At 61.8% G+C, this 25,678-nt stretch carries 19 protein-coding genes and 1 tRNA gene; 15 read left to right on the top strand and 5 right to left on the bottom strand.

The features are described 5' to 3' along the window. The first annotated feature begins 14 nt into the window (after positions 1–14). The 4 genes from pglZ (at position 15) to CSV91_RS04065 (ending at position 6,774) form a co-directional block, all read left to right on the top strand. Positions 15–2,723 carry a BREX-1 system phosphatase PglZ type A gene (gene pglZ / locus CSV91_RS04080; RefSeq protein ID WP_099431901.1) on the top strand — a complete coding sequence of 903 codons (2,709 nt, stop codon included), beginning with the start codon at positions 15–17 and terminating at the stop codon, positions 2,721–2,723. Positions 2,724–2,734: 11 nt separating this feature from the next. After that, the gene (gene brxL, locus CSV91_RS04075; protein ID WP_172622447.1) at positions 2,735–5,086 is read left to right on the top strand and encodes a protease Lon-related BREX system protein BrxL; all 2,352 of its coding nucleotides are present in this window, start codon (positions 2,735–2,737) and stop codon (positions 5,084–5,086) included. A gap of 74 nt (positions 5,087–5,160) precedes the next feature. Then, positions 5,161–6,525, top strand: a complete 1,365-nt coding sequence (locus CSV91_RS04070; RefSeq protein ID WP_099431900.1) for a hypothetical protein — start codon at positions 5,161–5,163, stop codon at positions 6,523–6,525. Between the two features lie 27 nt (positions 6,526–6,552). Then, positions 6,553–6,774 (top strand): hypothetical protein, encoded by a 222-nt coding sequence (locus tag CSV91_RS04065; protein WP_099431899.1) that lies wholly within the window; start codon positions 6,553–6,555, stop codon positions 6,772–6,774. Positions 6,775–6,889: 115 nt separating this feature from the next. Here the strand turns inward: CSV91_RS04065 and CSV91_RS04060 are convergent, their stop codons facing one another. Then, positions 6,890–8,491 carry a potassium/proton antiporter gene (locus CSV91_RS04060; protein ID WP_099431898.1) on the bottom strand — a complete coding sequence of 534 codons (1,602 nt, stop codon included), beginning with the start codon at positions 8,489–8,491 and terminating at the stop codon, positions 6,890–6,892. A gap of 320 nt (positions 8,492–8,811) precedes the next feature. Here CSV91_RS04060 and CSV91_RS04055 point away from each other — a divergent pair, with 320 nt between their 5' ends. Beyond that, positions 8,812–9,651, top strand: coding sequence for a metallophosphoesterase (locus CSV91_RS04055; RefSeq protein WP_099431897.1), 840 nt, complete (start codon positions 8,812–8,814; stop codon positions 9,649–9,651). A gap of 195 nt (positions 9,652–9,846) precedes the next feature. On the opposite strand, the gene CSV91_RS04050 is transcribed toward CSV91_RS04055, so the two are convergent. Continuing rightward, complete coding sequence (locus CSV91_RS04050) at positions 9,847–11,427, bottom strand: lipopolysaccharide biosynthesis protein (protein WP_232049555.1); 1,581 nt, start codon at positions 11,425–11,427, stop codon at positions 9,847–9,849. 325 nt (positions 11,428–11,752) lie between these two features. On the opposite strand from CSV91_RS04050, the gene pckA reads away from it, so the two are divergent. The 5 genes from pckA to CSV91_RS04025 all read left to right on the top strand — a co-directional run bounded on the left by pckA (position 11,753) and on the right by CSV91_RS04025 (position 16,366). Further along, entirely contained in the window at positions 11,753–13,423 is a 1,671-nt protein-coding gene (gene pckA / locus CSV91_RS04045) for a phosphoenolpyruvate carboxykinase (ATP) (protein ID WP_172622446.1), read from the top strand. Positions 13,424–13,650: 227 nt separating this feature from the next. Continuing rightward, positions 13,651–14,370 (top strand): B3/B4 domain-containing protein, encoded by a 720-nt coding sequence (locus CSV91_RS04040; RefSeq protein ID WP_099431896.1) that lies wholly within the window; start codon positions 13,651–13,653, stop codon positions 14,368–14,370. Between the two features lie 172 nt (positions 14,371–14,542). Continuing rightward, positions 14,543–14,992 carry a MarR family winged helix-turn-helix transcriptional regulator gene (locus CSV91_RS04035; RefSeq protein ID WP_022093866.1) on the top strand — a complete coding sequence of 150 codons (450 nt, stop codon included), beginning with the start codon at positions 14,543–14,545 and terminating at the stop codon, positions 14,990–14,992. A gap of 119 nt (positions 14,993–15,111) precedes the next feature. Beyond that, on the top strand, positions 15,112–15,966 hold the full coding sequence (locus tag CSV91_RS04030) for a DegV family protein (protein ID WP_099431895.1): 855 nt from the start codon (positions 15,112–15,114) through the stop codon (positions 15,964–15,966). A 79-nt stretch (positions 15,967–16,045) separates the two neighbouring features. Then, positions 16,046–16,366 carry an MGMT family protein gene (locus tag CSV91_RS04025; RefSeq protein WP_099431894.1) on the top strand — a complete coding sequence of 107 codons (321 nt, stop codon included), beginning with the start codon at positions 16,046–16,048 and terminating at the stop codon, positions 16,364–16,366. Between the two features lie 383 nt (positions 16,367–16,749). Here the strand turns inward: CSV91_RS04025 and trpS are convergent, their stop codons facing one another. Continuing rightward, entirely contained in the window at positions 16,750–17,799 is a 1,050-nt protein-coding gene (gene trpS, locus CSV91_RS04020; RefSeq protein ID WP_099431893.1) for a tryptophan--tRNA ligase, read from the bottom strand. Positions 17,800–17,960: 161 nt separating this feature from the next. Continuing rightward, positions 17,961–19,160: an MraY family glycosyltransferase gene (locus CSV91_RS04015; protein ID WP_099431892.1), complete on the bottom strand. Its 1,200-nt coding sequence runs from the start codon at positions 19,158–19,160 to the stop codon at positions 17,961–17,963. A 523-nt stretch (positions 19,161–19,683) separates the two neighbouring features. On the opposite strand from CSV91_RS04015, the gene CSV91_RS04010 reads away from it, so the two are divergent. The 5 genes from CSV91_RS04010 (at position 19,684) to proB (ending at position 24,182) form a co-directional block, all read left to right on the top strand. Next, entirely contained in the window at positions 19,684–20,628 is a 945-nt protein-coding gene (locus CSV91_RS04010) for a radical SAM protein (protein ID WP_099431891.1), read from the top strand. Positions 20,629–20,807: 179 nt separating this feature from the next. Continuing rightward, positions 20,808–20,880: transfer RNA gene (locus CSV91_RS04005), tRNA-Ala, on the top strand. A 64-nt stretch (positions 20,881–20,944) separates the two neighbouring features. After that, on the top strand, positions 20,945–21,385 hold the full coding sequence (locus CSV91_RS04000; RefSeq protein WP_099431890.1) for a hypothetical protein: 441 nt from the start codon (positions 20,945–20,947) through the stop codon (positions 21,383–21,385). A gap of 84 nt (positions 21,386–21,469) precedes the next feature. After that, complete coding sequence (locus CSV91_RS03995; protein ID WP_099431889.1) at positions 21,470–22,975, top strand: nicotinate phosphoribosyltransferase; 1,506 nt, start codon at positions 21,470–21,472, stop codon at positions 22,973–22,975. 79 nt (positions 22,976–23,054) lie between these two features. Continuing rightward, positions 23,055–24,182, top strand: coding sequence for a glutamate 5-kinase (gene proB / locus CSV91_RS03990; protein ID WP_099431888.1), 1,128 nt, complete (start codon positions 23,055–23,057; stop codon positions 24,180–24,182). Positions 24,183–24,256: 74 nt separating this feature from the next. On the opposite strand, the gene CSV91_RS03985 is transcribed toward proB, so the two are convergent. Beyond that, the gene (locus CSV91_RS03985) at positions 24,257–25,675 is read right to left on the bottom strand and encodes an alpha/beta fold hydrolase (protein ID WP_099431887.1); all 1,419 of its coding nucleotides are present in this window, start codon (positions 25,673–25,675) and stop codon (positions 24,257–24,259) included. Positions 25,676–25,678 lie beyond the last annotated feature (3 nt).

The raw sequence follows: 25,678 nt of genomic DNA, 5'->3' as shown, positions 1-25,678 counted from the left end.
CGGTAAGGATATTCATGCCCAAGATCGATGTAGAAGAACAGCTCAAGCTGCGGTTTTTGCAACCGTTGCCCGCATACATGCCCCGCCGTGTGGTGGTTTGGCACGATGCAGACGGCGAGTTTGCTCCTGAGTTTGAACGTTTGGCCGCCGAGGGCTTCGACGGTGCGGGGACTGATGACGGCGTTATGCCCGCTCACGGTAACTTTGAGCGCCCAGTGCGGTTTGTTGAAGCCTGCGAGGGCCGCATGTTTGCCGTCAAGAAGCTCGTCAACCGCGATGACCTTGTGAGCGATATCTTGCTGTATCGCCGTTGCCCGCGCGGCAGGCTTGAGGGCGATTGGCTTGCCGATGTTGAGCTGTATGCTGACCGGTTTCAAGCTGATTATCTTTCGCTTTTGGCCGATCAGCTGGGTATCGAGAATATCGATGCCGTGCGCGAGAGCTTGCGAGCGCACAAGGCGTTCTTTATCGCCAAGTCCCGCTGCGCTAAGTTTGTCGCATGCGTTCCGCATGCCGCGAGTGCATCCGATATCGAGCGCGGAATCCTTACGGTGATCTTTGGCGGCAAGGAGCCGGGCGACGCGCGGCCCGCGTTTGTATTGCGCGGCTGCATGGCCACGCTGCTGCACGAGGGTCCCGAGGCGCTGGCCGCGCTGGTGGATAAGTACTGTGTGCGCGATGTTCTCGCTGCCTTTATGCTGCGCTGTTATGGGTTTGATGGACCGCTGCACGAGCGTGATTCACTTCTTATGCTTGCATCCCATGTGCTTCTTACGGCGGCATCCACCGCACTTCCCGAGGGAGCGCTCAAGGGGCTCGAAAACTATATGGCTCCCGCCTACGGCCCCTATTGCCTTGAGGCGGTACGTACGTGGGACCAGGCCGCCGATGCCCGGGCATCGAGCGAGGACCTATTTGAGATTTGTCGTTTAGTTGAGGATGCCCGCGGGCTCTTTGCACGGTTCGAGACCCTGCCGATCGATGCGCTGGCTTCGCTTGATGTGTTCCCGTGCGTCAACGAGGCTGTGCTCTCGCAGCTGTTCTGCTCGTTTGCGCAAGGTGCAGACCGTGTTGAGGATGCGCGTGCCTTTGCTGCGCGCCGTTGCGACCTAAGCTGGTACCGTCGTGTCGAGAGCTACTTTGACCTGCTTGTCGCTGTGGCCGATATGTGCGCGTTTAGGCAGACGCACGCGGGTGGGTTCCATCTGGCGCAGTCCCAGCAGGTGTGGGATGCCTATACGTCCGATTGGTATGCCATGGACGCTGCCTATCGCCATATGTGCACCGCGTATCTGCGGGCACGCTCCGTCGAGTGCGATGCGCTCGAGGAACCTGCCCGCGCCGTGGCGGACTGGGCGGAGAATCTCTACAGCAACTGGTTCTTGGCGGATGCCAATGCCTGCTGGGCGGCTGCTGCGCAAGGGGAGTGGGCCGATTGCGGCTACATCGATGGTCCCGCACGGCAGGATGAGTTTTACTGGCATGTGCTGCCCGCCTTTGTGGGTTCTGCCAAAACAACGGTCGTTATCGTGAGCGATGCGCTGCGTTATGAGGTTGCCCGCGACGTTGCGGCGCTGCTCGAGCGCGAACGCGGCGGCAACGTCAAGGTCTCTAGCATGCAGGCGGTCTTTCCCTCCATTACCGAGGTGGGCATGCCTGCGCTGCTGCCGCACCAGGTGCTTGAGCTTGCAGAGGATGGCGCGTTTGTGTTGGCTGACGGCATGCCCACTGCGACGACTCCGCAGCGCGAGGCCGTACTTACCCACGTTGAGCCCACGGCCCGCGCTTTGCGCTCGAGCGCATACCTCAACATGGCGGGAACCGAGCGCAAAGCGCTGCTCAAAGACTCCAGGCTCGTTTATCTCTACCACAACAAGATCGATGCCACGGGCGAGAAGGCAGCTACGCAGGATGACGTTTTCGATGCCTGCGTGGACACCGTGGAGGAACTTGCCGCGTTGGCGCGCCGCGTGTGCACCGACGCCCCGGGCGCGCGTGTTGTTATGACGGCGGATCATGGCTTCATCTACACGCGTCGTGAGCTCAACGAGTGCCAGATGCTCGGCAAGCCAGACCTTCCCTTCCTTGACGCTCCTGTCATGCACGGCAAGCGTCATCTGGTGGTGCCCAACGAGGCCGTGGCCAAGCTTTCGGAAGAAGCATGCGGGGTGTTTGTTAATGTTGGCATGGGACGTTTAGGTGCCGGTTTTGAGGGATTTGCCCCGCGCGAGAACGTGCACTTCAAGCGTCCCGGCGGCACTAACAACTACGTCCACGGCGGCATGAGCCTGCAGGAGCTCTGCGTGCCCGTTATCGGATTTTGGCGTGCGCGCTCGGGTTCCAAGGGCTTTGTCGATACGCGCGTGGCGACGCTGCGCGTGCTAAGCGAGGGACGCCGAGTGACCAACTCGCTCTTCTCGGTCAACTTGATCCAGGAAGAACCCGCCCAAGGCAAGGTCTTGCCGTGCGAGTATGAGCTGGTGTTTACCGACGCAAGCGGCAACGAGGTGAGCGATACAGTCAAGGCGCATGCCAACAAGACTTCTGCTAACTCGCAGGAGCGCGTGGTGCATGCCAAGTTTGCGCTGCGTGCAGCGGATGGATTCTCGGCCAAGGGTCCGTACTATCTGGTCTGCCGCGAGCGCGAAACGGGCAAGATCGTTTGGCGCGAGACGTACACCATTGCTGTTTCGTTTGCCCCTGTTGCTGACTTTGGTTTTTAGGAGTGTGCCCTATGTTTGATAGCCATGATGACGATCTGTGGGAAGTTCCCTCGATTGATGTGGATGTGCCTGTGGAGGAGGCCGTGCCCGTGGAGGAAGCCGTGCCTGCGGAGGAGGCCGTGCCTGCCCCGGAGCCGTTTGGTGCTGTGCCCGTTGAGTCTGCGGCGACCACCAAGGACGAATCCTCGACCGATGGCTATGACCAGGCCGCGGCCGAGGCCCCCGAGGACGACGGCTACGACATGGATGGCCTTGACGGCAAGCTGCTTGAGCACTTTGCTGGCAAGATCGTGCGTAAGGACCTGACGGCCCTTATGAAGCGCGGCGCCAACGTGCCCACCTTTGTGCTGGAGTACCTGCTGGGCATGTACTGCTCAACCGACGACGAGGATGCCGTGGCAGAGGGTTTGGACCGCATTCGCAGGATCCTCACTGATAACTACGTGCGTCCCGACGAGTCCGAGCGCATTAAGTCCAAGATCCGCGAGTTGGGTCGTTTTACCATCATCGACAAGGTGACGGCCAAGCTCGACGAGTACAAAGATATCTACGTGGCGTCGTTTGCCAACCTGACCATCGAGCCGTTTGTGATGCCGGCCGAGTACGTGCGCGACTATTCTAAGATTCTGCAGGGTGGCATTTGGTGCATTATGAGCATCGAGTATCGTCATCCCGTGGATGAGGAAGACGAGTTTGGCATGGAGGTCTTTGGCGACGATGCGCCGCGCCGCTCCAAGGCCAAGCGCAAAAAGCGTGGACCCGAGGACTCTCCGTTTAGCGTGGCGTCGCTCACGCCCATTCAGATGCCCAATCTGGACCTGGATGCCATGATTGACGAGCGCCAGTACTTTACGCGCGACGAGTGGCTCAATATGCTGCTGCGCTCTGCCGGCTATGAGTCCAGCGAGCTTTCGGAGAAAGAGCGCCTGCACTTTATCGAGCGTATGGTGCCGCTCATCGAGCGCAACTACAACCTGTGCGAGTTGGGTCCCCGCGGCACCGGCAAGAGCCATATCTACAAAGAGGTCTCGCCATACGCCATCTTGCTTTCGGGCGGCCAGACCACCACGGCCAACCTGTTCGGCCGCATGAACTCCATGCGCGCCGATCGCGTGGGCTTGGTGGGCCATTGGGATTGCGTGACGTTCGACGAGGTCGCCGGCATGCGCTTTAAGGACACCAATGCCGTGCAGATCATGAAGGACTACATGGCGAGTGGCAGCTACGCGCGCGGCCGCGACCAGATCAACGCCGATGCCTCCATGGTCTTTGAGGGCAACATCAACGACACCGTGCAAAATGTCCTTAAGACCACGCACCTGTTTGACCCGTTCCCGCCGGAGTTTAACAACGATTCGGCCTTCTTCGACCGTATCCACTATTACCTGCCGGGCTGGGAAATTCCCAAGATGCGTTCGAGCCTGCTGACCGGGCATTATGGCCTGATCACCGACTGCCTGTCGGAGTTTTGCAAGGAGATGCGCCGCAAGGACTTTACACACCATATCGACCGCTACTTCCGCTTTAACAGCGACTTTAACAAGCGCGATGAGATCGCCGTGCGCAAGACCTTTAGCGGCCTGGCCAAGCTGCTGTTCCCCGACGAGGCCATGGACAAGGACGACGTGCGCTGGCTGTTGGATTACGCCATCGAGGGCCGTCGCCGCGTAAAGGAGCAGCTCAAGATTATGGCGGGCGTCGAGTTTATCGACGTCAACCTGGGCTATATGGATGCCGACAACCCGCAGGACGTGCACGTGGTGCGCGTGCCCGAGCAGTCCGAGGACACGCTGATTCCCGACGGGCCGCTGCTGTCCGGCCACGTGTTTGGCGTGGGCAGGTCGCAGGGCGGCGAGGTTGCCGTGTACAAGCTGGAGAACAAGGCGGTTGCCGGCGAGTGCAAGTTTAAGCACGAGGGCGTGGCATTTAACAAGCCGGTGCGCGATACGTTGGAAGCGGCGTTTGACAACTTTGTAAACCTGGCGAACCGCGTGGCGCCGGGCATGCACATTGGCTCCAAGGATTATCTGCTGTTCTACAACGACCTGCAGAGCAAGGGCCTGTCCGAGGAAGTTTCGCTCGCCGAGTTTGTGGGACTTTGCTCTGCGGCATGCAACCGCCCGGTGATGCCCGCGCTGGCGATTCCGGGAATCTTGCGCATGTCGGGCTCTATGGACGAGATCCGCGGGCTCGAGGACATTATGCGCGTAGCCAAAAACGCCGGCGCCAAGCGCGTGATTTTGCCGCTGAGTGCCATTGCGGGCCTGCAGAGCGTTTCGTCCGAGATTATCTCGGGCCTGAGCCCGGTGTTCTATATGGATGGCGACCCGGTTGACGCCGCGAAGAAGGCGCTAGATCTGTAGGGGTGCAGGCGAGCGGGCTTGCGTGCACGTGGGCCCTCGGGCGTGTTGGCGTGTTCGGGTAAGGAGGCCTTGCCATGGCGGACGAGCGTTGCGTTGGCGAGCTGCTCGACGAGCTGTTTGGCTTTGAATCGGTAGCCAAGCGTCAGACGGCGCTTGAGCAGTACGATCGCGGGGAGCTGGTGCGCAAGGCGCGCTCCCGCGAGCTGTTAGGTGTGCTTAGAGGCGTCGAGGCTGCCGAGCACACTGCGCGCGAGTCTGCCGTTCGGGCAGTTGACGGGTATGTTCGCCGTGTTGAGGATGCTGCACTTGCGCGCGCTCGCAAGCAGGCGGGCATTGTTGGTCCACTGCGGATGGAGCGTCGCTATGCTGCTTTTTTGCGCATGGAGGACAAGGCCGAGCTGCTGGCCCGTTTGGAGCAGACGCTTGCGTTTGTCGAGGTAAAGCTGCGCGCGAATACAGCGACCAGGGTTCGTGCGGCGTACGATGCCGCGGGGGCTATGGTGTTGCAGGGCGTGGCGCGCTTGAGTGACGTGCGCGTAGTGGATGCTGTGCCCCTGGATGCCGATCTGCTATGTACGCAGCTGGAGCAGTTGCGTTGTGCCGCCGATGCGACGGACCTTGCGGGCATGATCACAGCGACGTTTGAGTCTGAGCTGAGTGCGACAGGCCCGCAGCGCGCTGACGGGTTTACGGGCGATTTGGCTGGCGATGTAGCTGGTGACGTGGCGTTGGAGCGCGAGCTTACGAACGTGCGCGGCGCAGCGCAGCGAGCGCGCTTGGCGGCGCAGGCGTATCGGGCCGAGCGCGCCGCCCGCGTTGCGGGAAGCACGGTGGAGCCGGTATCGTTGCCCGAGCCTGCTTGCGTTGCGTGCGAGACGACGTGCGATGCCGGGGAGCTTTCCGAGTTGCTCGCTCAGGTTGCGAAGTCATTTGAGACCTACCGTCGTGTTGTTGCCGACGGCGGGTTGTTCTGTGCGTTTGGCACGGGCTCGCCGCATGGGATTTGCACGGGCTCGAGCTATTTCGACTACGATTCTCGGCTTGACGAAGACGTGCTGGTGGGCGAGTACGATGGTGCAACCAGGCATACTGTTCGGCGTGAGGTTGCGATTCCCGAGCTGGTGGATGAGGCTTCGGCCGAGGGCGGCGACTCGCTCGAGGTTGCTGTAGCGCGCATGCGTGAGTTTAACGGGCGTCGCTACGATGGTGTGCTGGATGAGGATCCTGCGCGCCATGTGAATGCGTTTTGGTATGGACTCAAAAAGCTCAGCCAGTATTGCGAGGCCGCCGTGCGTGTGGATGAGCGTGCTTGGGATTGCTTTATCGATAAGGTGCAGTTCGCCTACGATGAGCCCGTGGGCCGTTTGGCCACGCAGATGGACGACAAACAGGCGGCGGCTTTTGTTGCTACTGTGGATGTGCTTGGCGCTGCTGAGTAGGGCCCTGGTCTGGTAGGAGGCTTCACCATGAAGATCGACGTTGATGTAGACCAGCTACGCGAGAGCCTGCTCGATCGCGCTGGGAGCGCAGCCGGCGTGGGCTTTCCCGCTGCCATGCTCGACGCAGTGGATATCGAGGATGAGTCGCCCCAAGAGCTCCTGGCCCGAGCCGAACGCGAAGGCCTCGACCTCCGCGACTTTGCCGTCGACGATGAGGGCGACGGCTATGATACGGACGAGGACTGGTAGCCGCGATTGAACTTCAACCCCTTTCCTTCAATAAGTGGCGGTGAAATAGGGACTGTTTAGACTGCTAGAAGGCCTATTCAGTCCCTATTTCACCGCAACTTATGGGTGGGGATGGCTACGACGCCAGCGTGGCAATGACGGCTTCGTCGCCGGCGTATATGAGGGTGTTGCCGTCGGGGATGATCGTTTGGCCGTCGCGTTTGAGCATCACCACGATAAACGGGTGCTTGCCTTGCGGCACATCGCGCAGGCGCTGTCCTGCCAAGCGACCGTGGGGCGTCACGGTGACCTCGCGCAGCGTAACCTCGGCACGCTCTTCAAACGTTGGCGCGGCCATAACCAGAAGGTCGCCTTCCTCGATGACGGTATCGCCGTTGGGCAGCACCGGGTGCGCACCGTCGCGCAGCACCAAGACCACCAGCATGTCCGTGGCGCTGCCAATATCTGCGAGTGAGCGCCCCACAAACGGATGTCCGGCGCCTACCTTGAGTTTGACAAACGACATGCCGTCCTCGTCGCGGTAGTCGTTAAACGTGCGGCGCACGTCGCCTTCTGCATCGATCATATCGAGCTTTTTCGCCACCGCCGGTAGCAGCGAGCCCTGCACCACAATGCTCGACACGGCGATCACAAACACCAGGTCAAACAGGTCGTGCCCACCGGGAACACCGACCACCACGGCAAAGAGGCTAAACACGACCGAAGCCGCGCCGCGCAGGCCCGCCCAGCTTACGAGCGCGACCTGGCGAGGGTTCGTCTTAAAGGGCGCCAACAACATGCCGACGGCGATGGGGCGGCTCACAAAGAGCATAAACGCCATGAGTGCCAGGCCCGGTAGCAGCATTTGCGGCAGACGTGCGGGTGTGACAAGCAGGCCCAGCAAGAAGAAGATGGTCATCTCGGCCATCTCGGTGAGGGTATCGAAGAAGTGCGCCATCTCGACCTTGCCGGTGATGTCGCTCGCACCCAGCACGATGCCCGCCAGGTATACAGCCAAAAAGCCGTTGCCGCCCAGGTAGCTTGGCAGCGCGTAGGCGACGATCGCCACGGCGAACAAAAAGATAGTCTGCGCGCCCTCGGCCGTTGCGTGTGCGCGTTCAATCAGGCGGCTGGATGTCCAGCCGATGACAAGGCCCAGCCCCACGCCCAGGATGATCTGCTTGGCCAGCAGCACGGGAATGTCGATATTGCCGCCCGCCGCAAGGGTCGCGAGCACCGCGGTGAGCATGTAGGCGACGGGGTCGTTGGAGCCCGATTCGACCTCGAGCAGCGAGTCGGTGCCGCTCCTCAGCGACAGGTTGTGCTCGCGCAGCACGCTAAAGACGCTCGCCGCGTCGGTCGATGCCACGACCGAGCCCAGCAGCAGGCCGCCGATCCAGTCGAAGCCCAGCGCGAAGTGCGCAAACGCGCCGGTGATGCCAGCGGTGATGACAACGCCGAGCGTGCTCAGCAGCACCGCCGGCGCGGCGACGGGCTTGGCACGGTCGATGTTGGTGTTAAAGCCGCCGTAGAACATGATGAACAGCAGCGCCGTGCTGCAGACGGTTTCGGTGAGCGCGTAGTCGCTAAAGTCGATGTGCGCCGGGCCGTTGACGCCCAGCAGCATGCCGAGCGCGATAAAGATGAGCAGGGTGGGGAAGGGGAGCTTTTTGCCGACGGGTTTGATGGTCAGGCACAAAATGATGACGAAGCCGATAAAGAGAAGGATCTGATTCATGAATAGTGTCCGCTCCTGGGTGGTTTGCGTGGCACGGTCAGTTGTCTGCGGTTATTTGTACCCAAAGATGGTGGGTTTATGGGGTTGGGCCGCGGGCGTTCGCATTATCGACACGAGGCTGGGGCGCGGGCGGCGCCGGCTGGGGCGTTGATGCTGGCGGCGTGGTGTTTCCGGGGCGTGCGGGCGGCTGCTTGTGACCGTTGGCTGCGGCGGCACTTTCCAGCGTTATTGCATCGGAGTACAATGGGTAACGTTTAAGTTCAACTTGAAGTTTTAGTCGTGACATCGGGCTTCGGCCGTAATGCAGGGAAAGGCGTTCCATGGCGATCTATGTGACATCTGATGCTCACGGGCACGTGCGCGCGCTGGACGAGGCCCTTTCCAAGATCTCGCTGACGTCCGACGACACGCTGTATGTGCTGGGCGACATGATCGACCGCGGCCCCGATCCGGTCGGCGTCATCAACTTGGTGCGGTCGCTGCCCAACACTCGCGTGCTTAAGGGCAACCACGAGCAGATTATGCTCGACGCGATTATTGGGCAGGACCCGCTCGATGCCGAGACTTGGGATATCAACGGTGGCTGGACGACGCGCGAGCAGCTTAACGACATGGAATTTGAGGCGTACGAGGAGCTTGTGCGATGGGCTGCCGCCCTGCCGCTCTATGCGGTGGTCGAGACTGCCGAGCGGCCGTACCTGCTGGTGCACGCCGGTATTCAGGCCGAGGCGGCGCGTGCGTTTTTGCTTGAGCATGGTGTCGATTGCGGCGACGGCAGGGGAGCGGTCGATGCCGATCGCGAGTTGCTGCAGCAAATGCTCGCCGTGCAGTCGTCCGATGACTTGCTCTGGATTCGTCACGGCTATTGGGATGCTCCGACGGGGCTGCTTTCTGCCGAGGGCAAGGGCCCGGTCGTGGTGAGCGGCCACACGCCCACGGTATCGCTGGGGCGCTATTGCGAGGTTGGCGGCCTGGCGGGACTTGATGAGGAGTCGGGCCGCGGGCAGATGGTGCTCCTGGGTGGCGAGGATACCGCCGGCGTGCCCGATCGCATCGATATCGACTGCGCCGCCGCCACCGGCTCCGAGTTCGGCCGCGTGGGTATCCTGCGCTTGGATGACGGGGCGGAGTTCTACGCGAACATCAACCCGGGCGAATAACCTTGTTCCGCCGTTCTACCGAACGGCGGCCACGTTGACGCTGTGCAGCCCCGAAGCACCCCATCTTGTCGCTCAAACCGTCGCTCGCGTATGGAAGTACGCGTCGCTCCTCTTTCGCGCCAACCTGGGGCACTTCGAGACTGCTCGCTGTCGGTGCCAAAACATCGACGTTTCTTTTCTTCAAATTGATTCGAATTAGGCCCCGTACGGGTTGCGGGCTCGTTCTATGCGCTGGCGGATGTGGGCGTACTCGATAATCAGCAGCACCAGCAATAGGGCCATGATGGCCAGGTAGCTCACCACGGCGCCCATCAGGCCAAGCAGGTTGATCAGGATCACCGGGAGCACCACGCTCACGGCGAAGCAGATCAGGTAGATCTTGGTGACGTCTCCAGCGTGGCGCAACACCGTGATGATGGCGTAGATGAAGTCGATGGCTGCGGTTACACCGCCGGCGACAACCATCAGCAGCGCCAATGTGCGGTAGCGCTCAAAATTGAGGCCGTACATAAAGCTCATGAGGGGAATGCCGGGGCCTGCCATAAATGCGGCACACACGCCGGTGATGGCCACGATCAGTGCCATAACGGCGACAATAATAAGGTCAAAGCGCCTACGTTGACGCGGGTTCGCCCAAATGCTCGACAGACGCAAAAGCTGCGGTTTATAGACAAATCCAATGCTCAGTAAAATAGCCTGCGCCGGAAAGAACAGGGCATTAAAGTACAGCTGATATTTGTAGGCCAGCATGCCTTCCATCACAAACTTGGGCATGCTCTCGATGAGGTTGAACAGGAATAGTGCACCAAAGAGCGGAGCGCACTGGACAAACAGGTGGCCGACCTCGCGCAGGCTCACGCGGTGCGATTTTTCGGTCTCGAGCAGGGCGAGCGGCGCGGTGACCAGCACGAGCGAGGCGATGGCGGTGACACCCATGGCCATGGCCGCGATGGGCATGCTGCGCGTAAGGAACAGCGCCACGCTAAAGACCGCGATGACGCCGGCGGAGCGCAGCGTTTGGCTCATGCCGGCCAGGTAGAGTTTATCGGCCTGCTGCAGGCGGCCCTCGTACACGTCCGCCACACCGTCGATCGCCTTATACAGGTAGACGCCCAGGCCAATCGTCGCCATTTGCGCGTCATAGCCGCGGGCGCTGCTGTACATGAGGCCGCAGCCCAGGGCGAGTGCTCCGCAAAGCCAGCGATTGAGCTGGTAGGAGGCGAATGACGTCGTTTCGTCGATGTCCGAGACCTGGAAATTGCGCACGCCGTAGTTGCACGCGATCATGATGAGCGTGCCGGTGACAAAGGCGATGGAGAACTTACCGGCTTCCTCGGCGCCCACAAGCTGCGTTGACACGATGGTGAGCAGCGGAAACGCCATGCCCCACACGGCGGTGCCGAGGGTGTTCCAAAGATAGTCGCGCCGGGTGGCGTGCTCCTCGTATTCGGCTTCCTGCGTGGAGAAGCCGCCGCCGTAGACAGCGCCGAGCAGGCGGTTCCACCAGGCGTTCACCATGCGGCGGATGGGGCCGGGCTCGCGATCGCGCTCGCGGTGACGGCGCGTGGCTTGGCCGCTATCGGGCCCGCCGGCGTTGCGCTGACTCAACTCCTGGATACGTGCGAGCTCCTCGGCGGTGTGGGAGGCGGGGAAGAGACCGTTTTCGATGCGTCCGCCCTGGGACTTCGCGGTGCCGTCTCTCGACACGGCGGGGCCGGCGACGCCATTGCGGCGGGCGATGGCGCGGCGGATGCTATCGAGGGGCGTGATGCTCAAAGCGGAGTCCTTTCTATTGCTGCGCTCTAGTATAGACGCGACGGCGTTTGCCCGTGTTTTTGAACAAGTTGTTCAATATTTTCGGCGGCGCTATTCAGTAGTCGTCACTTAGGGACGTTCCTTATGTGCTGGCATCCGGGGACACTCCTTGGTTGTTGCCTGTTCAAGAGTGTCCCCAATGACTAGGCCGCTTGCCTGCGATTTTTGACCGTTGGGCGGGCGCTTCGCCGTTGCCGCAAAAACGTTTTTGCATATCGGGTACAACGGGCTTTACGTGAGTAAAGTGCGCGCCGCGTCCACGTGTCGCGTTTTTAAAGGAGGCCCTATGCCTGGTGTTACCCCTGCAGAAGTTCTGTCCAACTTTGGTATTACGCTGGTCGAAGATCCCGCCGAGAATCAGCCCCGTCTGCTGGTCGATCTACCCGCCGCGGAGCTCGTCGAGCACGCCATCCGCCGCGAAGAAGGCCGCATGGCCTCCAACGGCGCGTTGGTAATCGAGACGGGGGAGCGCACCGGCCGTTCTCCCAACGACCGCTTTATCGTTGACACCCCCGATGTTCACGATAAGATTGCCTGGGGCGCCGTCAACCGCCCGCTTTCGACCGAGAGCTACGAAGCCATCAAGGCCGGTATCGTCGACTACCTCAACGAGCGCGACGTGTTCGTCACGCGCGGCATGGCGGGCGCTGACCGCAACCACACGCGTCGCCTGCTCGTCGCCTGCGAGCGTGCCAGCCAGGCGCTCTTCATTAAGCAGATGCTCGCCCGCCCGCTCGCCCGCGAAATCGCGCGCACCGGCGAGCCGGACTTTTGCGTGCTCGCCGCTCCCGGCTACCAGTGCGATCCCGCCATTAAGGGCCTCAACTCCAGCGCCGCCGTGGTCATCAACTTCCAGGAACGCGTGATTCTGGTCGCCGGCACCGGCTACTCCGGTGAGATCAAAAAGTCGATCTTCAGCGTCATGAACTACCTGCTGCCCGTCGAGGACGACGTGCTGCCCATGCACTGCTCGGCCAGCATGGATCCTGTCACGCACGAGACCGCCGTGTTCTTTGGCCTGTCCGGCACCGGCAAGACCACGCTTTCGGCCAACCCCACGCGCCTACTGATCGGCGACGACGAGCACGGTTGGTCCGACATGGGCATCTTCAACATCGAGGGTGGCTGCTACGCCAAATGCGAGGGCCTGGACGCGTTCCACGAGCCCGAAATCTTCAACGCCGTCCGCTTTGGTGCCATATGCGAAAACGTGGTGCTCGACGAGAACCGCAAGCCCAACTACGACGACATCTCGATCACGCACAACACGCGCGTGGCATACCCTGTGGAGCACATTCCCAACGCGTGGACCAAGGGCATGGGCACCACCCCAAGCGTCGTGCTCTTCCTGACCTGCGATGCCTTTGGCGTGCTGCCGCCCATCTCACGCCTGACGGCCGACGCCGCCATGTATCACTTTGTGACGGGCTTTACGGCCAAGATCCCCGGCACCGAGGTCGGCGTCACCGAGCCCACGCCCACGTTCTCTTCGCTGTTTGGCGAGCCGTTTATGCCGCTCGACCCCATGGTCTACGCTAAGATGCTCGGCGAGCGCATCGCCGACGGTCGCACCCGCGTCTATCTGGTCAACACCGGCTGGATCGGCGGCGGCTACGGCGTGGGCCATCGCATTGAGCTGGCCTACACGCGCGCCCTGGTCGCGCGCGCCCTCGACGGCACCATCGAGGACAGCGAGTTCGTCCACGACGATATCTTTAACGTCGACATTCCCACCACGTGCCACGGTGTGCCCGACGGCATCCTGGTGCCGCGCCAGTACTGGCAGAGCACCGCTCGCTACGACGAGGCCGCGCACAACCTGGCCGTCATGTTCGAGGAGAACTTCGAGAAGAAGTACTCGCACCTGCCCGAGTCCGTCAAGGCCGCCGGTCCGCACGCTCAGGTGCACGCTGACGCCCGCCATCGCGGCCGCGGCTTGTTGGGACTCCGACACTAACGTTGCTTCAGACCCAAAACCACCATAAAGGGGACAGGCGCCTTTGTGGTGGTTTTACTCGCGCGGATGACTCGGGTTACAATACGCCTGACATATCGCTCCCTTCTCCGGATGGGGGCAGCGTAAGCGCTCTTGTGGCGGCACCGTAGGACTTTGAAGGTGGCCGTCGTAAGGGCGCTTTTTGTTTAGGCACCCGGGCTCGGGCGCATGCTATGAAGGGAGAGCACATGAAGAGTTTCGTTGCCGAGGATTCGTTTTGGGAGCTATTTCCGCAGGCGGCTGTCGGTGTTGTGGTCGTAAAGGGCATGAAGCCCGCGGCTCAGATTCCTCAAGAGGACGTGGATGCGATTGCGGCGTTGCTCGACCGCGCCAATATCGACGCGGAGCGTCATCTGACCAGCGATACTATCAGCGAGAACGCACCGGTCAAGGCATGGCGCGAGGCTTATCGGCTGTTCAAGACCAAAAAGGGCGCCCGCTGCTCGATCGAGAACTTGCTCAAGCGCGTGCTCAAGGGCAAACCGGTGGGCCACATTACGCCCGCGGTGGACATCTACAACACGGTGTCGCTGACCTACGCGCTGCCCGTTGGCGGCGAGGACCTACATGCTATCGAGGGCGATCTGCGGTTAGCGGTGACCGACGGTGGCGATGCGTTTCTGCCGCTTGGCGAGGAGGCGGATGACCCGACGCTGCCCGGCGAGCTCGCCTACATCGATGATGCGGGCGCCGTATGCCGCTGCTGGAACTGGCGCGACGGCGTTCGAACGGCCCTGTCCGATGATTCGGCCGATGCGTTCCTGGCGATTGAGTGCGTGGAGCCCGAGCGGATGGGGGATTGCCAGGCCGCGATCGATCGCTTAGCCGAGCTGCTCGAGCGCTATCTGGGAGCGACGGTTGTCGTTAAGACGCTTGTGACCCGCGACAATCCTTGCGCGGAGCTGTAGCGACGCCTAGAACCTATTGATGCCCCAAACCACCACAAAGGTGCCTGTCCCCTTTGTGGTGGTTTTTATGTTGATGGGTTAACAAATGGGATATTTGGGTATGGGTGTTGCCTTGTGCGGCTAAGATGTTTACCCGTTAGCATCATGCGCAAGCGAAAGGCGGTCGTCTCCCATGCAGCAGAACGACGAGACACGTTTCGAGGACTTTGTCGGACTGATCAGCGGGCTCTACAAGGAGATCCAGCGCATTAAGACATCCGAGGGCGCAAGGCTGGGCCTCAAGGGCTCCGATGTCATGTGCCTGTACTATCTTGAGCGCAGCAAGGACGGCCTGACTGGTGCTGACCTGGCTCGCATGGCAGGCGTGACCCGTGCCGCCGTCTCGCGCACGCTCGCGCATCTGGAGGAGGGCGGCTACGTCGAGGTCGATGATTCGGGCGATGCCGCCGTTAAGTATCGTGCTCCGGTGCGCCTGACCGCTCTAGGCGGCGAGAGCATGAGCGAGGCGGACCGCATCATTCGCGAGGTGCTCGATACCACCGGTAAGGCTATGGGTGTGGAGCAGCGCGAGCAGATGTATGCGTCGCTGCGCACGATTCTCAACACCCTGCGCGAGATCTAGAGCCGCGCTGGCGCTAGCTTTCAGCCAACAACTGCATCGTCCCGTTTGAGCGCGTACGCCGTGCCGGGACATTGTTGTCAAAATTCCCTGCGCGAGACCTGCGCAAGAAAGGATTCGCTATGTCCGTCCGCATTATTACCGATTCCGCAAGCGATATGTCGCCGGCTGAGCACCCGGCGCTGTCCGTCTTGCCGCTGTCCGTTACCTTTGGCACCGATGTGTATATGGATGGCGTCGACATCGATCACCAGCGCTTTTACGAGATGCTCGTGGAGCGCGATGAGCTGCCCAAGACCGGCCAAGTCAACCCGTACGCGTTTTCGCAGGCGATTGCCGAGGCGCGTGAGGCCGGCGACGAGGCGGTGATTATTACCGTGGGTGCCAAACTTTCGGGGACCAATCAGAGCGCCCGTACCGCACTTGCCGAGGCGCCGGGCGGCGACGTGTATGTGGTTGATAGCAATAACGTTACCCTGGGTGAGCGCGTGCTGGTCGAGTATGCCCTGCGCCTAGTGGACGAGGGCCAGGGCGCGGCCCAGATCGCGGCGGCTGTCGAGGCCGTCCGTGACCGCGTGGTGGTTATTGGTCTGCTCGAGACGCTGGAGTACCTGGTGCGCGGCGGTCGCCTGTCTGCTGCTGCCGGCGCCGTGGGCACGCTGCTCAACGTAAAGCCCGTTGTAGCTGCCGAGGACGGTCTGATCGTGCAGCTGGGCAAGGCGCGCGGTTCCAAGAACGGACGTAACCTGCTCAATCAGAAGGTCGAAAAGGCAGGCGGCATCGACTTTTCCATGCCGCTGGCGCTGGGCTATACGGGCCTTTCGGACGCCGTGCTCAAGAAGTATATCGAGGACAGCGCCGCGCTGTGGGCCGGCCATGCCGAGAGCGAACTGCCCGTTCACACCATCGGCGCCACCATCGGCACCCATGTAGGCCCCGGCGCCGTAGCCGTAGCCTTCTTCCAGCCCGTCAACTAGCTCACCTGCCAAAACCACCACAAAGGGGACGGGCACCTTTGTGGTGGTTTATGCTATTCCGGATGGAAGGGAGCGAGCAATGGCGTCTGAGGGCTTTTTTGAACGGGTGTACGAGGTGGTCGAGCAGATTCCCGAGGGGATGGTCGCCACCTACGGTCAGGTGGCGCTGCTCGCCGGTCGTCCGCGGAGTGCGCGGTACGTGGGCTACGCGCTTCACGACAATCCGCGCCCTGGTCAGATTCCCTGTCATCGCGTGGTGTTTGCCGATGGCCGCATTTGCGAGGGCTTCGCCTTTGGTGGCCCCGATGCTCAACGCGAACTTCTGCTGGGGGAGGGCGTGACATTTGCCGATTCCATGCACGTCGACTTAGGCGCCTGTCGTTGGCCGGCCGGGCTTTAACGGCTTGCTCGCGCCAAAACTACCACAAAGGTGCCTGTCCCCTTTGTGGTAGTTCTAGTTTACCTGAGCTAACTTATGGAGAAGGTGTGATGGCGTACTTTGCCATCAGAAAGTAAACCACGGTGAACTATATTGTATTCAGCAACGGAGCAGGCCATAGGCGATGAAAAAGCCTGCCCTGTTGAGTTTGATTCGCATTCCTCCCCTCTGTGCGATTCAACGGTGTACTTCGGGAACAGGCCCGCTGGCAACTAACTGCCAGCGGGCCTGTTCCTGTTTGTCGGGGGAGCGCAATGGGCAGAGCCGAACCAGTCGGGCACCAAAAAGGCGGACGCCGTAGCGCCCGCCCTAAAGCAATCGAAAGTTCTAGCCAGCAGATCGATCTAGTACACCATGCCCATGGCGTCCTGAACCTCGCCCAGGGTCTGCTCGGCGATCTCATTGGCGCGACGGTTGCCCTCGTGCAGGACGTCCTTTACGTAATCCAGGTCGTTCTCGTAGCGCTGGCGACGCTCACGGATCGGCGCGAAGTACTCGTTGACGGCCTCGGTCACGTACTTCTTGAGCTGGCCGGAGCCGCCCATGCCAATCTCCTCGGCAATCTCGACTTCGGAACGGCCGGTGCAGATGGCGGCCGTCGAAAGCAGACCGGACACGCCGGGGCGGTTCTCGGGATCGAACGTGATCATGCGCTCGGAGTCGGTCTGGCTCTTCTTGATGCGCTTGGCCGTCTCCTCGGCGGTCATCGAGATGTTGATGGCGTTACCGTAGCTCTTGCTCATCTTGCGACCGTCCAGGCCCGGCAGCAGCGGGGTCTCGGACAGCAGTGCGTCGACCTCGGGGAACACCTTGCCGTAGCGGTTGTTAAAGCGGCGGGCGATGGTGCGGGTGAGCTCTATGTGCGGCAGCTGGTCGCGACCGACGGGCACCACATTGCCCTTGCAGAACAGGATGTCGCAGGCCTGATGCACCGGGTAGGTGAGCAGAAGGCCGGTGAGCTCGTGGCCCGAGGCCTCCATCTCGGCCTTTACCGTGGGGTTGCGCGCCAGCTCGGCCTCGGAGACTAGCGACAGGAACGGCAGCATGAGCTGGTTGGCGGCGGGCACGGCGGAGTGCGCGTAGATCATGGTCTTGTCGGGGTCGATGCCGCAGGCGAGGTAGTCCATGACCATGTTGTACACGTTGTCCTGGATGTGCTCGGTCGTGTCGCGGTCGGTGATGACCTGGTAGTCGGCGATGAGCACGTTGGTCTTGGCGCCCATGTTCTGCAGCTCAACACGGCCCTTGAGAGTGCCAAAGTAGTGGCCCAGGTGCAGACGGCCGGTGGGGCGGTCGCCGGTGAGCATGGTGAACTTCTCGGGCGTTTTGGCCAGGCCCTCGCGAATGGCGTTGCTCTTTTGCAGCGCGACTTCGTAGCTGTTCTCGTTTGGCATGATTGCTCCTAACGTATGTTCATGGGTCAAGATGATAACGCGTTTATTGGAGGGGCGGGTCGTAAGTAGGCGAGGGGCGGGAGAGCGGCGGCATGTGCGATGGGCGCGGCGTAGCTGCGCGTTTGGCCGGCGGCGCCTGGGCGCATCCTCGGCAGCTTACCCTAGCGCCTGTGGTGGCGCTCCTCCTTGCGTTCTTCTGCCGCCTGCTCCTCCTGCTTAAAGGCGGGATCGTCGGGGGTGACGAGCTCGTCCTCGTGCGTGCGCTTGTTGTAATGGTGGCGCAGCACGGGCTCAAACAGGTGCAGGTGCTTGGCAAAGGCCGCCGAGCCAATGGCGAGCACGGTAAAGATGAGCACGCGCATGGGAACCTCGACCTGGTTAATCGCGGCGGCGCCGGCCGAAAGCATGATGCACCAGGCGTAGATGAGGAGCACTGCCTGCTTTTGGTTGTAGCCCTCTTGGATCAGGCGGTGGTGGATGTGGCCCTTGTCGGCCTGCCCGATGCTAATGTGGGCGCGCTTGCGGCGCACGATGGCGCTAAACGTGTCGATGATGGGCACGCCGGCAACGATGAGCGGGATGATAAGCGAGGTGAGCGCGGCGGTACGGCTCACGTTGAGTAGCGAGATGGAGCCCAGCGCAAAGCCCAGAAGCAGCGACCCCGAGTCGCCCAAGAAGATGCTTGCGGGGTTGAAGTTGTAGCGCAAAAAGGCCAGACAGGCGCCAAAGAGCGCAATGGAGAGCGCGGCGGCGTCGATGCGGCCCGAGAGAACGGCCATCGAAAACATGGTGAACGACGCGATGCCGCAGATGCCCGTGGCCAAGCCGTCGAGGCCGTCGATGAGGTTAATGATGTTGGTGAATGCCACCAGATAGATCACGGTGATGGGGTAGGCGAGCCATCCGAGCATGATCTCGCCGGGGGCAAACGGGTTGACGATGACGCCGATGCGCAGGCCGCCCACGCAGGCGATGAGCGCAGCGAGGACCTGTCCGGCCAGCTTTTGCTTGGGCTTGAGCTGGAAGACGTCGTCGATAGCGCCGGTCGCAAAGATGACGGTAAAAGAAAGCGCAAGTATGGGGTAGCTGATGTGCAGACGGGGGTGGGGCACCAAAACGGGCGGCCAACCCAGGTACCAGGTGCCTAGGATTTGCACAATACAGGCAACGACCAGGCCCAAAAACACCGCCGTTCCGCCCAAACGCGGGATGGGCTTGGTGTTGATGCGGCGCTTAGAAGGATAGTCGACGGCGTCGAGCTTAATTGCCAGGCGCTTGACCAGGGGCACCGTGAGGAAGGTCGTGATAAAGGCCGCCGCTGCCACGCATAGATACGGTATGTAGCTCGGGGATGAAGCCATGAATCAAAAACCGCCAAGCGTCGAAGGAAAAGGTCAAAGGTTGCTAAGCGCAAAGGGCATAGCCGAACCATGATACTCGACCAAGGGGGGTGCATGGAATTGCACGCAGCGATAATCACGCGCTTACCAGATATTGGGATGTTGTCGATGGACTGTTGGGATGCCGGTGGGGATCCATATGGACTGTAATGGCGATTTTCGGCAAAAGAAAACCACCCCCCACGTTACGAAAATGAACCCACCTAAAACAGGTGGGTGCCCTCATCGACTGTTCCAGCGTCCTTAACAACGAAGGATACCTGTACTAGGTACGACTGTGTGGGCTCCCTAAATAAACGCGACGGTTCACCCAGTTGCTCCGCGGGGGGCGGAATACCTACATCATAAAGCGGCACTTTATCGATTCCAGTCTTGACATTACAAAAATCGTGTCGGACGATTACGGCGCCTTGGGCTCGAGCCGTCTGTGCGGTTGGTCCCTTTACGTTTGAGCTGCTGAATCGTTGTTTTGGAGCATGTTTTTATGCCGACGCCGTTGACCGAACTTTTTTCGCCCGCCTGCCATTTGTGTCCGCGCCGTTGCGGTGCGGTGCGCGACGAGGGTGCGCACGGCGTATGCGGTGCCGATGACACGCTCAAGGTGGCCCGCGCAGCGCTTCATATGTGGGAGGAGCCGCCTATCTCGGGCGAGGCCGGTTCGGGCACGATCTTCTTTAGCGGCTGCTCGCTCAAATGTATCTATTGCCAGAACCACGAGATCTCGACGGGCAATTTCGGGCTTGAGATTTCGCCCGAGCGCCTGGTCGAGATTATGCTGGAGCTGCAGGACCAAGGTGCCAATAACATCAATCTGGTGACGGCGACGCATTATGCTCACCTGCTGCCGGCCGCGATTGCCGCAGCTCGGGAGCGCGGACTGGTCATTCCAATCGTCTACAACACGAGCGGTTATGAGCGTGCGAGTGCCGTGGCGGCGCTCGGTGATTTGGTCGACGTGTGGCTTACCGACTTTAAGTATGCCAATGCGGCGCTTGCGCAGTCACTCTCTCATATTAAGGACTACCCGCGCGTGGCTGTGTCGGGTCTGGCCCAGATGGCGCGCGAAATTGAGCGCCGCGGGGGAGAGCTGGTAGACGGGGACGGGCTCATGAAGCGCGGCATAATCGTGCGTCATCTGGTGCTGCCGGGGCATGCGGACGATTCGTGCCGCGTGTTGGACCTGGTGTGGCAGACGGTGGGCGACGTGCCGATCTCGGTCATGAACCAGTACACGCCCAATGCCCTCATGCGCGAACAAGGCGGCGACCTGGCGCGCGCCGTGACGCGCGAGGAGTACGAGCAGGTGCTCGACCATGCCGACGACCTGGGCTTTACGACGATGTTTTGGCAAGAAGGCGGAGCGGTAGACGAGAGCTTCACCCCGGCGTTCGACACCACCGGTGTTCTTACTAGTGCTCAAACCAGCTAATCTGGGACGAGGCTCTTTGAGTAGTCTTTTTGGGACGGGGCTGTTTTAGCTACCCCTGCCGCTGTTCGACCAAACCGTTCGCGTTGTCTGTCGGGGTAGCTAAAACAGCCGCGTCCCAAAAAGACTGGGTATTGGGCGTTGACAGTTGGCGAGCCGTAGGTAAAATATCAACTTGTCCTGGGGACGTAGCTCAGTTGGGAGAGCGCTGCCGTCGCATGGCAGAGGCCGAGGGTTCGACTCCCTTCGTCTCCACCCTTGGATTTGATAAGCCGCTGACATTGTGTCGGCGGCTTTTTTTAAAAGAAAGGGCTGTACCATGGCCAAGCTTGAGTCCCAACCACTGTCTGCCGAGGAACGCGCCGAGTTGGAAGAGCTCCGCGCCGAGAAAGCTCGTCGCGAGGCCCAGGAAGAGGCACGCCGCGAGCGTGAGGAGCTGGCCGCCCTGCGTGCCGAGCGCGAGAAGGCCGAGGAGGCCGCCGCGAACGTCGCCCCCGCGCCCAAGCCCGCCGCCGCGAAGCCCGCGCCCACCGCACCTAAACCTCAGCCTAAAAAGGTCGCTCGTTCCAAGTCCGTCGAGCCCAAGCCGAGCCGTGACGAGATGACCTTTGCCCAGCGCATGGTTACCTCCAAGGAGCCTACGGGCGAGAACGAGATCCCTGGCATGGCGCCGGCTCAAAAAATCATCATTGTCCTTGCCCTCATCGCGTTTGTCATCTTTATGGGCTACACGATCCTGACCAGCATGGGCCTGCTCTAGCCCATTCGCGCTGGGTGCCATGCCCGAACACTCTGCCCTTTTCCAACCCTCAACCTCTGCACAACGCATCCGAAAGGTCGCCCCATGGCTTTGACCGACATCTCGCATCCCACCGACATTGCAATGCTCACCGATCTGTACGAGCTCACTATGGCCCAGGGCCTGTGGGAGAGCGGCAAGGCCAATGAGCAGGGTTGTTTTACCGCGTTTTACCGCGACCATCCTTTTGGCAGCGCCTATGCCGTCATGTGCGGCACCGCCGAACTGCCCGAGCTGGTCGAGAATCTGCGCTTTACGCCCGAGGACATCGACTACCTCGCCTCGCTCCAGGCCCCGGCCGGCGGCGCGATGTTCAAGCCTGCATTCCTCGACTACCTGCGCGATTTTCGTGCACATGTAAACATCGACGCCGTCCCCGAGGGCGAGCTCGTCTTTCCGCGCGAACCCATGGTTCGCGTCACCGGTCCCGCGCTGGAGTGCCAGCTGCTCGAAACGGCGCTGCTCAACATCGTCGGCTTCCAGACGCTTGTCGCCACCAAGACGGCGCGCGTGGTGCTGGCGGCGGACGGCCGTCCCGTTGCCGAGTTTGGCCTGCGCCGCGCCCAGGGCCCCGATGGCGGGCTGGCCGTCGCGCGCGCGAGCTACGTTGCCGGCTGCTCCTCTACGTCCAATGTGCTCGCCGGCCGCCGCTACGGTATTCCCGTCTTTGGCACGCATGCGCACAGCTGGGTCATGAGCTTCGACTCCGAGCTCGAGGCCTTCCGCGCCTTTGCCAAGTCGAGCCCCAAGAACTGTACGCTGCTCATCGACACCTATGACGTGCGCGAGGGCTGCGAACATGCCATTACGGTTGCCAAGGAGATGGAAGCGGTGGGCGAGCGCCTGTCGGCCATTCGCATCGACTCCGGCGACCTCGCCAAGCTCTCAAAGTATGTGCGCGGCCGTTTTGATGCCGAGGGCCTGCCCTATGTGGGGATCTCGGTTTCTAACGATTTGGATGAGTACACGATTCAGTCCCTGCTCGACCAGGGCGCGCCCATCGACAGCTTTGGCGTGGGCACCAAACTCGCGACCTGCTACGATCAGCCTGCGCTGGGCGGCGTGTACAAGCTTTCGGCCCGTCGTGCGAGCGACGCGGAGCCGTGGACGCCGGTGGTGAAGCTTTCCGAGCAGCCCTACAAGCGCACGATCCCCGGCGTGCAGCGCGTACGACGCTATTACGACGGCTTTGGCGGCCCGGTTTGCGACATGATTTATGACGAGGACCATCTGGCAGGGGAGGGCGCCGCGCGCGGCAATACCCTTGTGGCCGTGAACGATGCCGCCCTGGTGACCGACGTGTCCGAACTTGAGTATCGCGAGCTGCTGGTGCCGATCGTGCGCGATGGCAGTGCGGTGGCTCCGCGTGAGAGCATCCAGGACGCGCGCGAGCGCTGTGCTTGGGCGCTCGACCATCTGGACGCAGCTTTCAAGCGCTTCCTGTACCCGCAGACCTATGTGGTGGGTATGGAGCAGGGCCTGGCTCAGGTGCGCGACGAGCTCGTGCGCAAGAACATGGCCGCGGCCTCTGCCTTTCCCTGGGCTCACTAATTCCTTGGGCGGTAGGGGCGAGTCACGCTTCCCTGGCCGCCGGCTCGGCCGTTCGCTGAACAGTTGATTGGTTTGACGTATGACGACTTCTTATAAAACGATGGTGGTAAAGATCGGTTCGTCCACGGTGGTGGGCGCCGACGGCAAGGTCAACCGCGCCTTTATCGGCGGGCTTGCCGACCAGGCCGCAGCGCTGCGCGAGCTTGGCTGGCGCCTGGTCGTGGTGAGCTCGGGTGCCATTGCCTGCGGCTATCCCGTGCTGGGCTTCGACCGTAAGCCGGTCGGCGACCTGCCGAGCCTGCAGGCCTGCGCCTCGGCCGGTCAGTGCATCATCTCGTCGGCCTACGACGAGGAGTTCCATGCGCGCGACCTGCTCACCTCGCTCGTGCTGCTCACGCGTCACGACACGGCGCGCCGCACGTCCTACCTGCACGCGCGCGACGCCCTGCTTCGCCTTGTGGAGCTTGGCGTGGTGCCGGTCGTCAACGAGAACGACACCGTTACCGTCGATGAGATCAAGTTCGGCGACAACGACACGCTGGCGGCGCTTGTGAGCTGCCTGGTTTCTGCCGATCTGTGCGTGACGCTCTCGGACATCGATGGCCTCTACACCGCCAATCCGCATGAGGATCCGACGGCCGAGTTTATCCCGGTCGTGCATAAGATCGATGCCAAGATTATCGCCTCGGCGGGCGATTCTTCCACATCGGTGGGTACGGGCGGCATGATCACCAAGATTCGCGCGAGCCGCATTCTCATGACGGCGGGCATTCAAAGCGTGATTTGCTCGGGCGAGGAGCCCGATGCGCTCGTGCGTCTGGCCCGCGGCGAGAGCGTGGGTACGCTGTTCGATCCGCCGGCGGAGCGCCTGGACATTGCGCCGCGCAAGTTGTGGATCGCACTGGGTGACAAGGCGCATGGCTCGGTGACGGTCGATGATGGCGCCGCGAAGGCGCTGGTCAGCCGCGGATCGTCGCTGCTCGCGGTGGGTATTCGCGAGGTCGATGGCCAGTTTGCCGAGGGCGATGTGCTCGACGTGTGCGACCCGAGCGGCATGGTTGTCGCCCGTGGTATCGCCGAGGCCGATTCGGACGTGCTGGAGCTTGCAGCCGGCCGCCGCCAGGACCAGATTGCCAGCAACCGCCTGCTCGCAGACCTGGTCGAGAAGCCCGCGATCCATAGGGACAACTTGATAGTGTTTGCATAAAGAGAGGCAGCGCTGCGGCTCGTTTTGCCAGCAGTGCTGCCTCTCCTTTTCCGGCACTTGGGGACACTCCTTTGCTAGAAGATCTGGCGCAGGTCTCCGCGGTTGAGGGCTTCGTCGAAGAGGTGCTTGAACACCACGCTGCCGTGCAAGCCGTCGTGCTCGAACTCGTTCGTCACCCAGGCATGCGAGTTGCCCACGCGGCTGAGCGTATCGAGCTGCATGCCCGAGTCCACGTACATGTCATCGAAATACACTGCGGCCTGCAGGGGCACCTCGTTGCACGCCAGGCGCTGCGGGTCGTAGATCTTGTCCCAGCTTGTGTCTTCCATAAGCAGATCCATCGCCGGCTTGAAGGGCTTAAGTTCGGGCATCTGCTCAAACATCCACGGGAACATGGCCTCGCCGGTAAACATGAGCGGTCGCGTGAGCGTGTCGAACTCGGCACGATGGGCCTTCTCTTCTGCCGCGGCCCAGCGAATGGGCATGGTGTCGCCGTCGGCGTAGATGAACTCCTGAAGCGTCCAGTACAGCGGATTCGTGCGCGTGTTGGTGCGCTCGAAGGCGCGCATCAAAAAGCTGTCAGATACCGAGGCGCCGCAGGCCAGCGTGCCGTCGCCGTCAACAAAAGCATGATCGATAATCCAATGCATGCGCTCAAAGCTCGGCTTCATGCCAAAGTCGCTGCCCATGAGCTGTAGGCGCTCGACCGTCATCGGCGAGCCGTCGGGCAGCACGGGCTTCTGAGCCTCGAGTGCATCGGCCAGGGCTGCCACGCGCTCGACGTCAGCGGGGTAGCGGTCATAATACTGCTGCGTCTTGGCGACCATGCGCGGGAAGGTGTGCGCGTAGACCTCGCTTGCGCTCGCCGGCACGTGGGGGATTCCGCCGCAGGTAAAGCTCGCCGCCGCGCCCTCGGGGAAGAGCGACAGATAGCTCAGCGTCAAAAAACCGCCGTAGCTCTGTCCGAGCGTGACCCAGGGCTTGCCGCCAAAGCCCACCAGGCGCAGGTACTCAAAATCGCGCACGATGGAGCTGGCGAGGTGACGCTTGAGGAAGTCCGCCTGCGAGCGGGCCGCATCGGAGCCTGCCGCCTCGGCGCGCTCGCCCAAGGCCGCGATCGTGCGTCCGTCAACACAGCTGCTGCGTCCGGTGCCGCGCTGGTCGGGAAGGACCACGCGGAAGTGCTTGACGGCCTCTTCGATCCAGCCATCGCTTGTGGGCGACAGCGGACGCGGGCTCTCGCCACCGGGGCCACCCTGCAAAAAGAGAAGGAGCGGCAGGTCGTCGTTGATGCGGTCGGGTGCGCAAACCACGCGGTAGAAGAGCTTGATGCTCTCGGGCGCGCCGGCGATGGGTGTCGGTATAGCGCCGCGGCGCATGGTGCTGCCGACGGCCAGGAGCATCGGCTCCAGGCCGCGCCAGTCAAGGGGGACGTCGATGCTGTGGTCCTCGACGTAAAGGCCGGGGACGTGGTACGAAGTGATGAGGGCCATGTG

Origin of the sequence: Collinsella aerofaciens, assembly GCF_002736145.1 — a bacterium.
Lineage (GTDB): Bacteria > Actinomycetota > Coriobacteriia > Coriobacteriales > Coriobacteriaceae > Collinsella > Collinsella aerofaciens_A.
Note: the sequence above shows the minus strand (reverse complement) of the source record. Positions and strands in the feature narration are given on the sequence as shown.

Bases quoted from the DNA above. Each gene is read 5' to 3' on its own strand.
- pglZ (WP_099431901.1), top strand. From the start codon at position 15: ATGCCCAAGATCGATGTAGAAGAACAGCTCAAGCTGCGGTTTTTGCAA.
- brxL (WP_172622447.1), top strand. From the start codon at position 2,735: ATGTTTGATAGCCATGATGACGATCTGTGGGAAGTTCCCTCGATTGAT.
- CSV91_RS04070 (WP_099431900.1), top strand. From the start codon at position 5,161: ATGGCGGACGAGCGTTGCGTTGGCGAGCTGCTCGACGAGCTGTTTGGC.
- CSV91_RS04065 (WP_099431899.1), top strand. From the start codon at position 6,553: ATGAAGATCGACGTTGATGTAGACCAGCTACGCGAGAGCCTGCTCGAT.
- CSV91_RS04060 (WP_099431898.1), bottom strand. From the start codon at position 8,491: ATGAATCAGATCCTTCTCTTTATCGGCTTCGTCATCATTTTGTGCCTG.
- CSV91_RS04055 (WP_099431897.1), top strand. From the start codon at position 8,812: ATGGCGATCTATGTGACATCTGATGCTCACGGGCACGTGCGCGCGCTG.
- pckA (WP_172622446.1), top strand. From the start codon at position 11,753: ATGCCTGGTGTTACCCCTGCAGAAGTTCTGTCCAACTTTGGTATTACG.
- CSV91_RS04040 (WP_099431896.1), top strand. From the start codon at position 13,651: ATGAAGAGTTTCGTTGCCGAGGATTCGTTTTGGGAGCTATTTCCGCAG.
- CSV91_RS04035 (WP_022093866.1), top strand. From the start codon at position 14,543: ATGCAGCAGAACGACGAGACACGTTTCGAGGACTTTGTCGGACTGATC.
- CSV91_RS04030 (WP_099431895.1), top strand. From the start codon at position 15,112: ATGTCCGTCCGCATTATTACCGATTCCGCAAGCGATATGTCGCCGGCT.
- CSV91_RS04025 (WP_099431894.1), top strand. From the start codon at position 16,046: ATGGCGTCTGAGGGCTTTTTTGAACGGGTGTACGAGGTGGTCGAGCAG.
- trpS (WP_099431893.1), bottom strand. From the start codon at position 17,799: ATGCCAAACGAGAACAGCTACGAAGTCGCGCTGCAAAAGAGCAACGCC.
- CSV91_RS04015 (WP_099431892.1), bottom strand. From the start codon at position 19,160: ATGGCTTCATCCCCGAGCTACATACCGTATCTATGCGTGGCAGCGGCG.
- CSV91_RS04010 (WP_099431891.1), top strand. From the start codon at position 19,684: ATGCCGACGCCGTTGACCGAACTTTTTTCGCCCGCCTGCCATTTGTGT.
- CSV91_RS04000 (WP_099431890.1), top strand. From the start codon at position 20,945: ATGGCCAAGCTTGAGTCCCAACCACTGTCTGCCGAGGAACGCGCCGAG.
- CSV91_RS03995 (WP_099431889.1), top strand. From the start codon at position 21,470: ATGGCTTTGACCGACATCTCGCATCCCACCGACATTGCAATGCTCACC.
- proB (WP_099431888.1), top strand. From the start codon at position 23,055: ATGACGACTTCTTATAAAACGATGGTGGTAAAGATCGGTTCGTCCACG.
- CSV91_RS03985 (WP_099431887.1), bottom strand. From the start codon at position 25,675: ATGGCCCTCATCACTTCGTACCACGTCCCCGGCCTTTACGTCGAGGAC.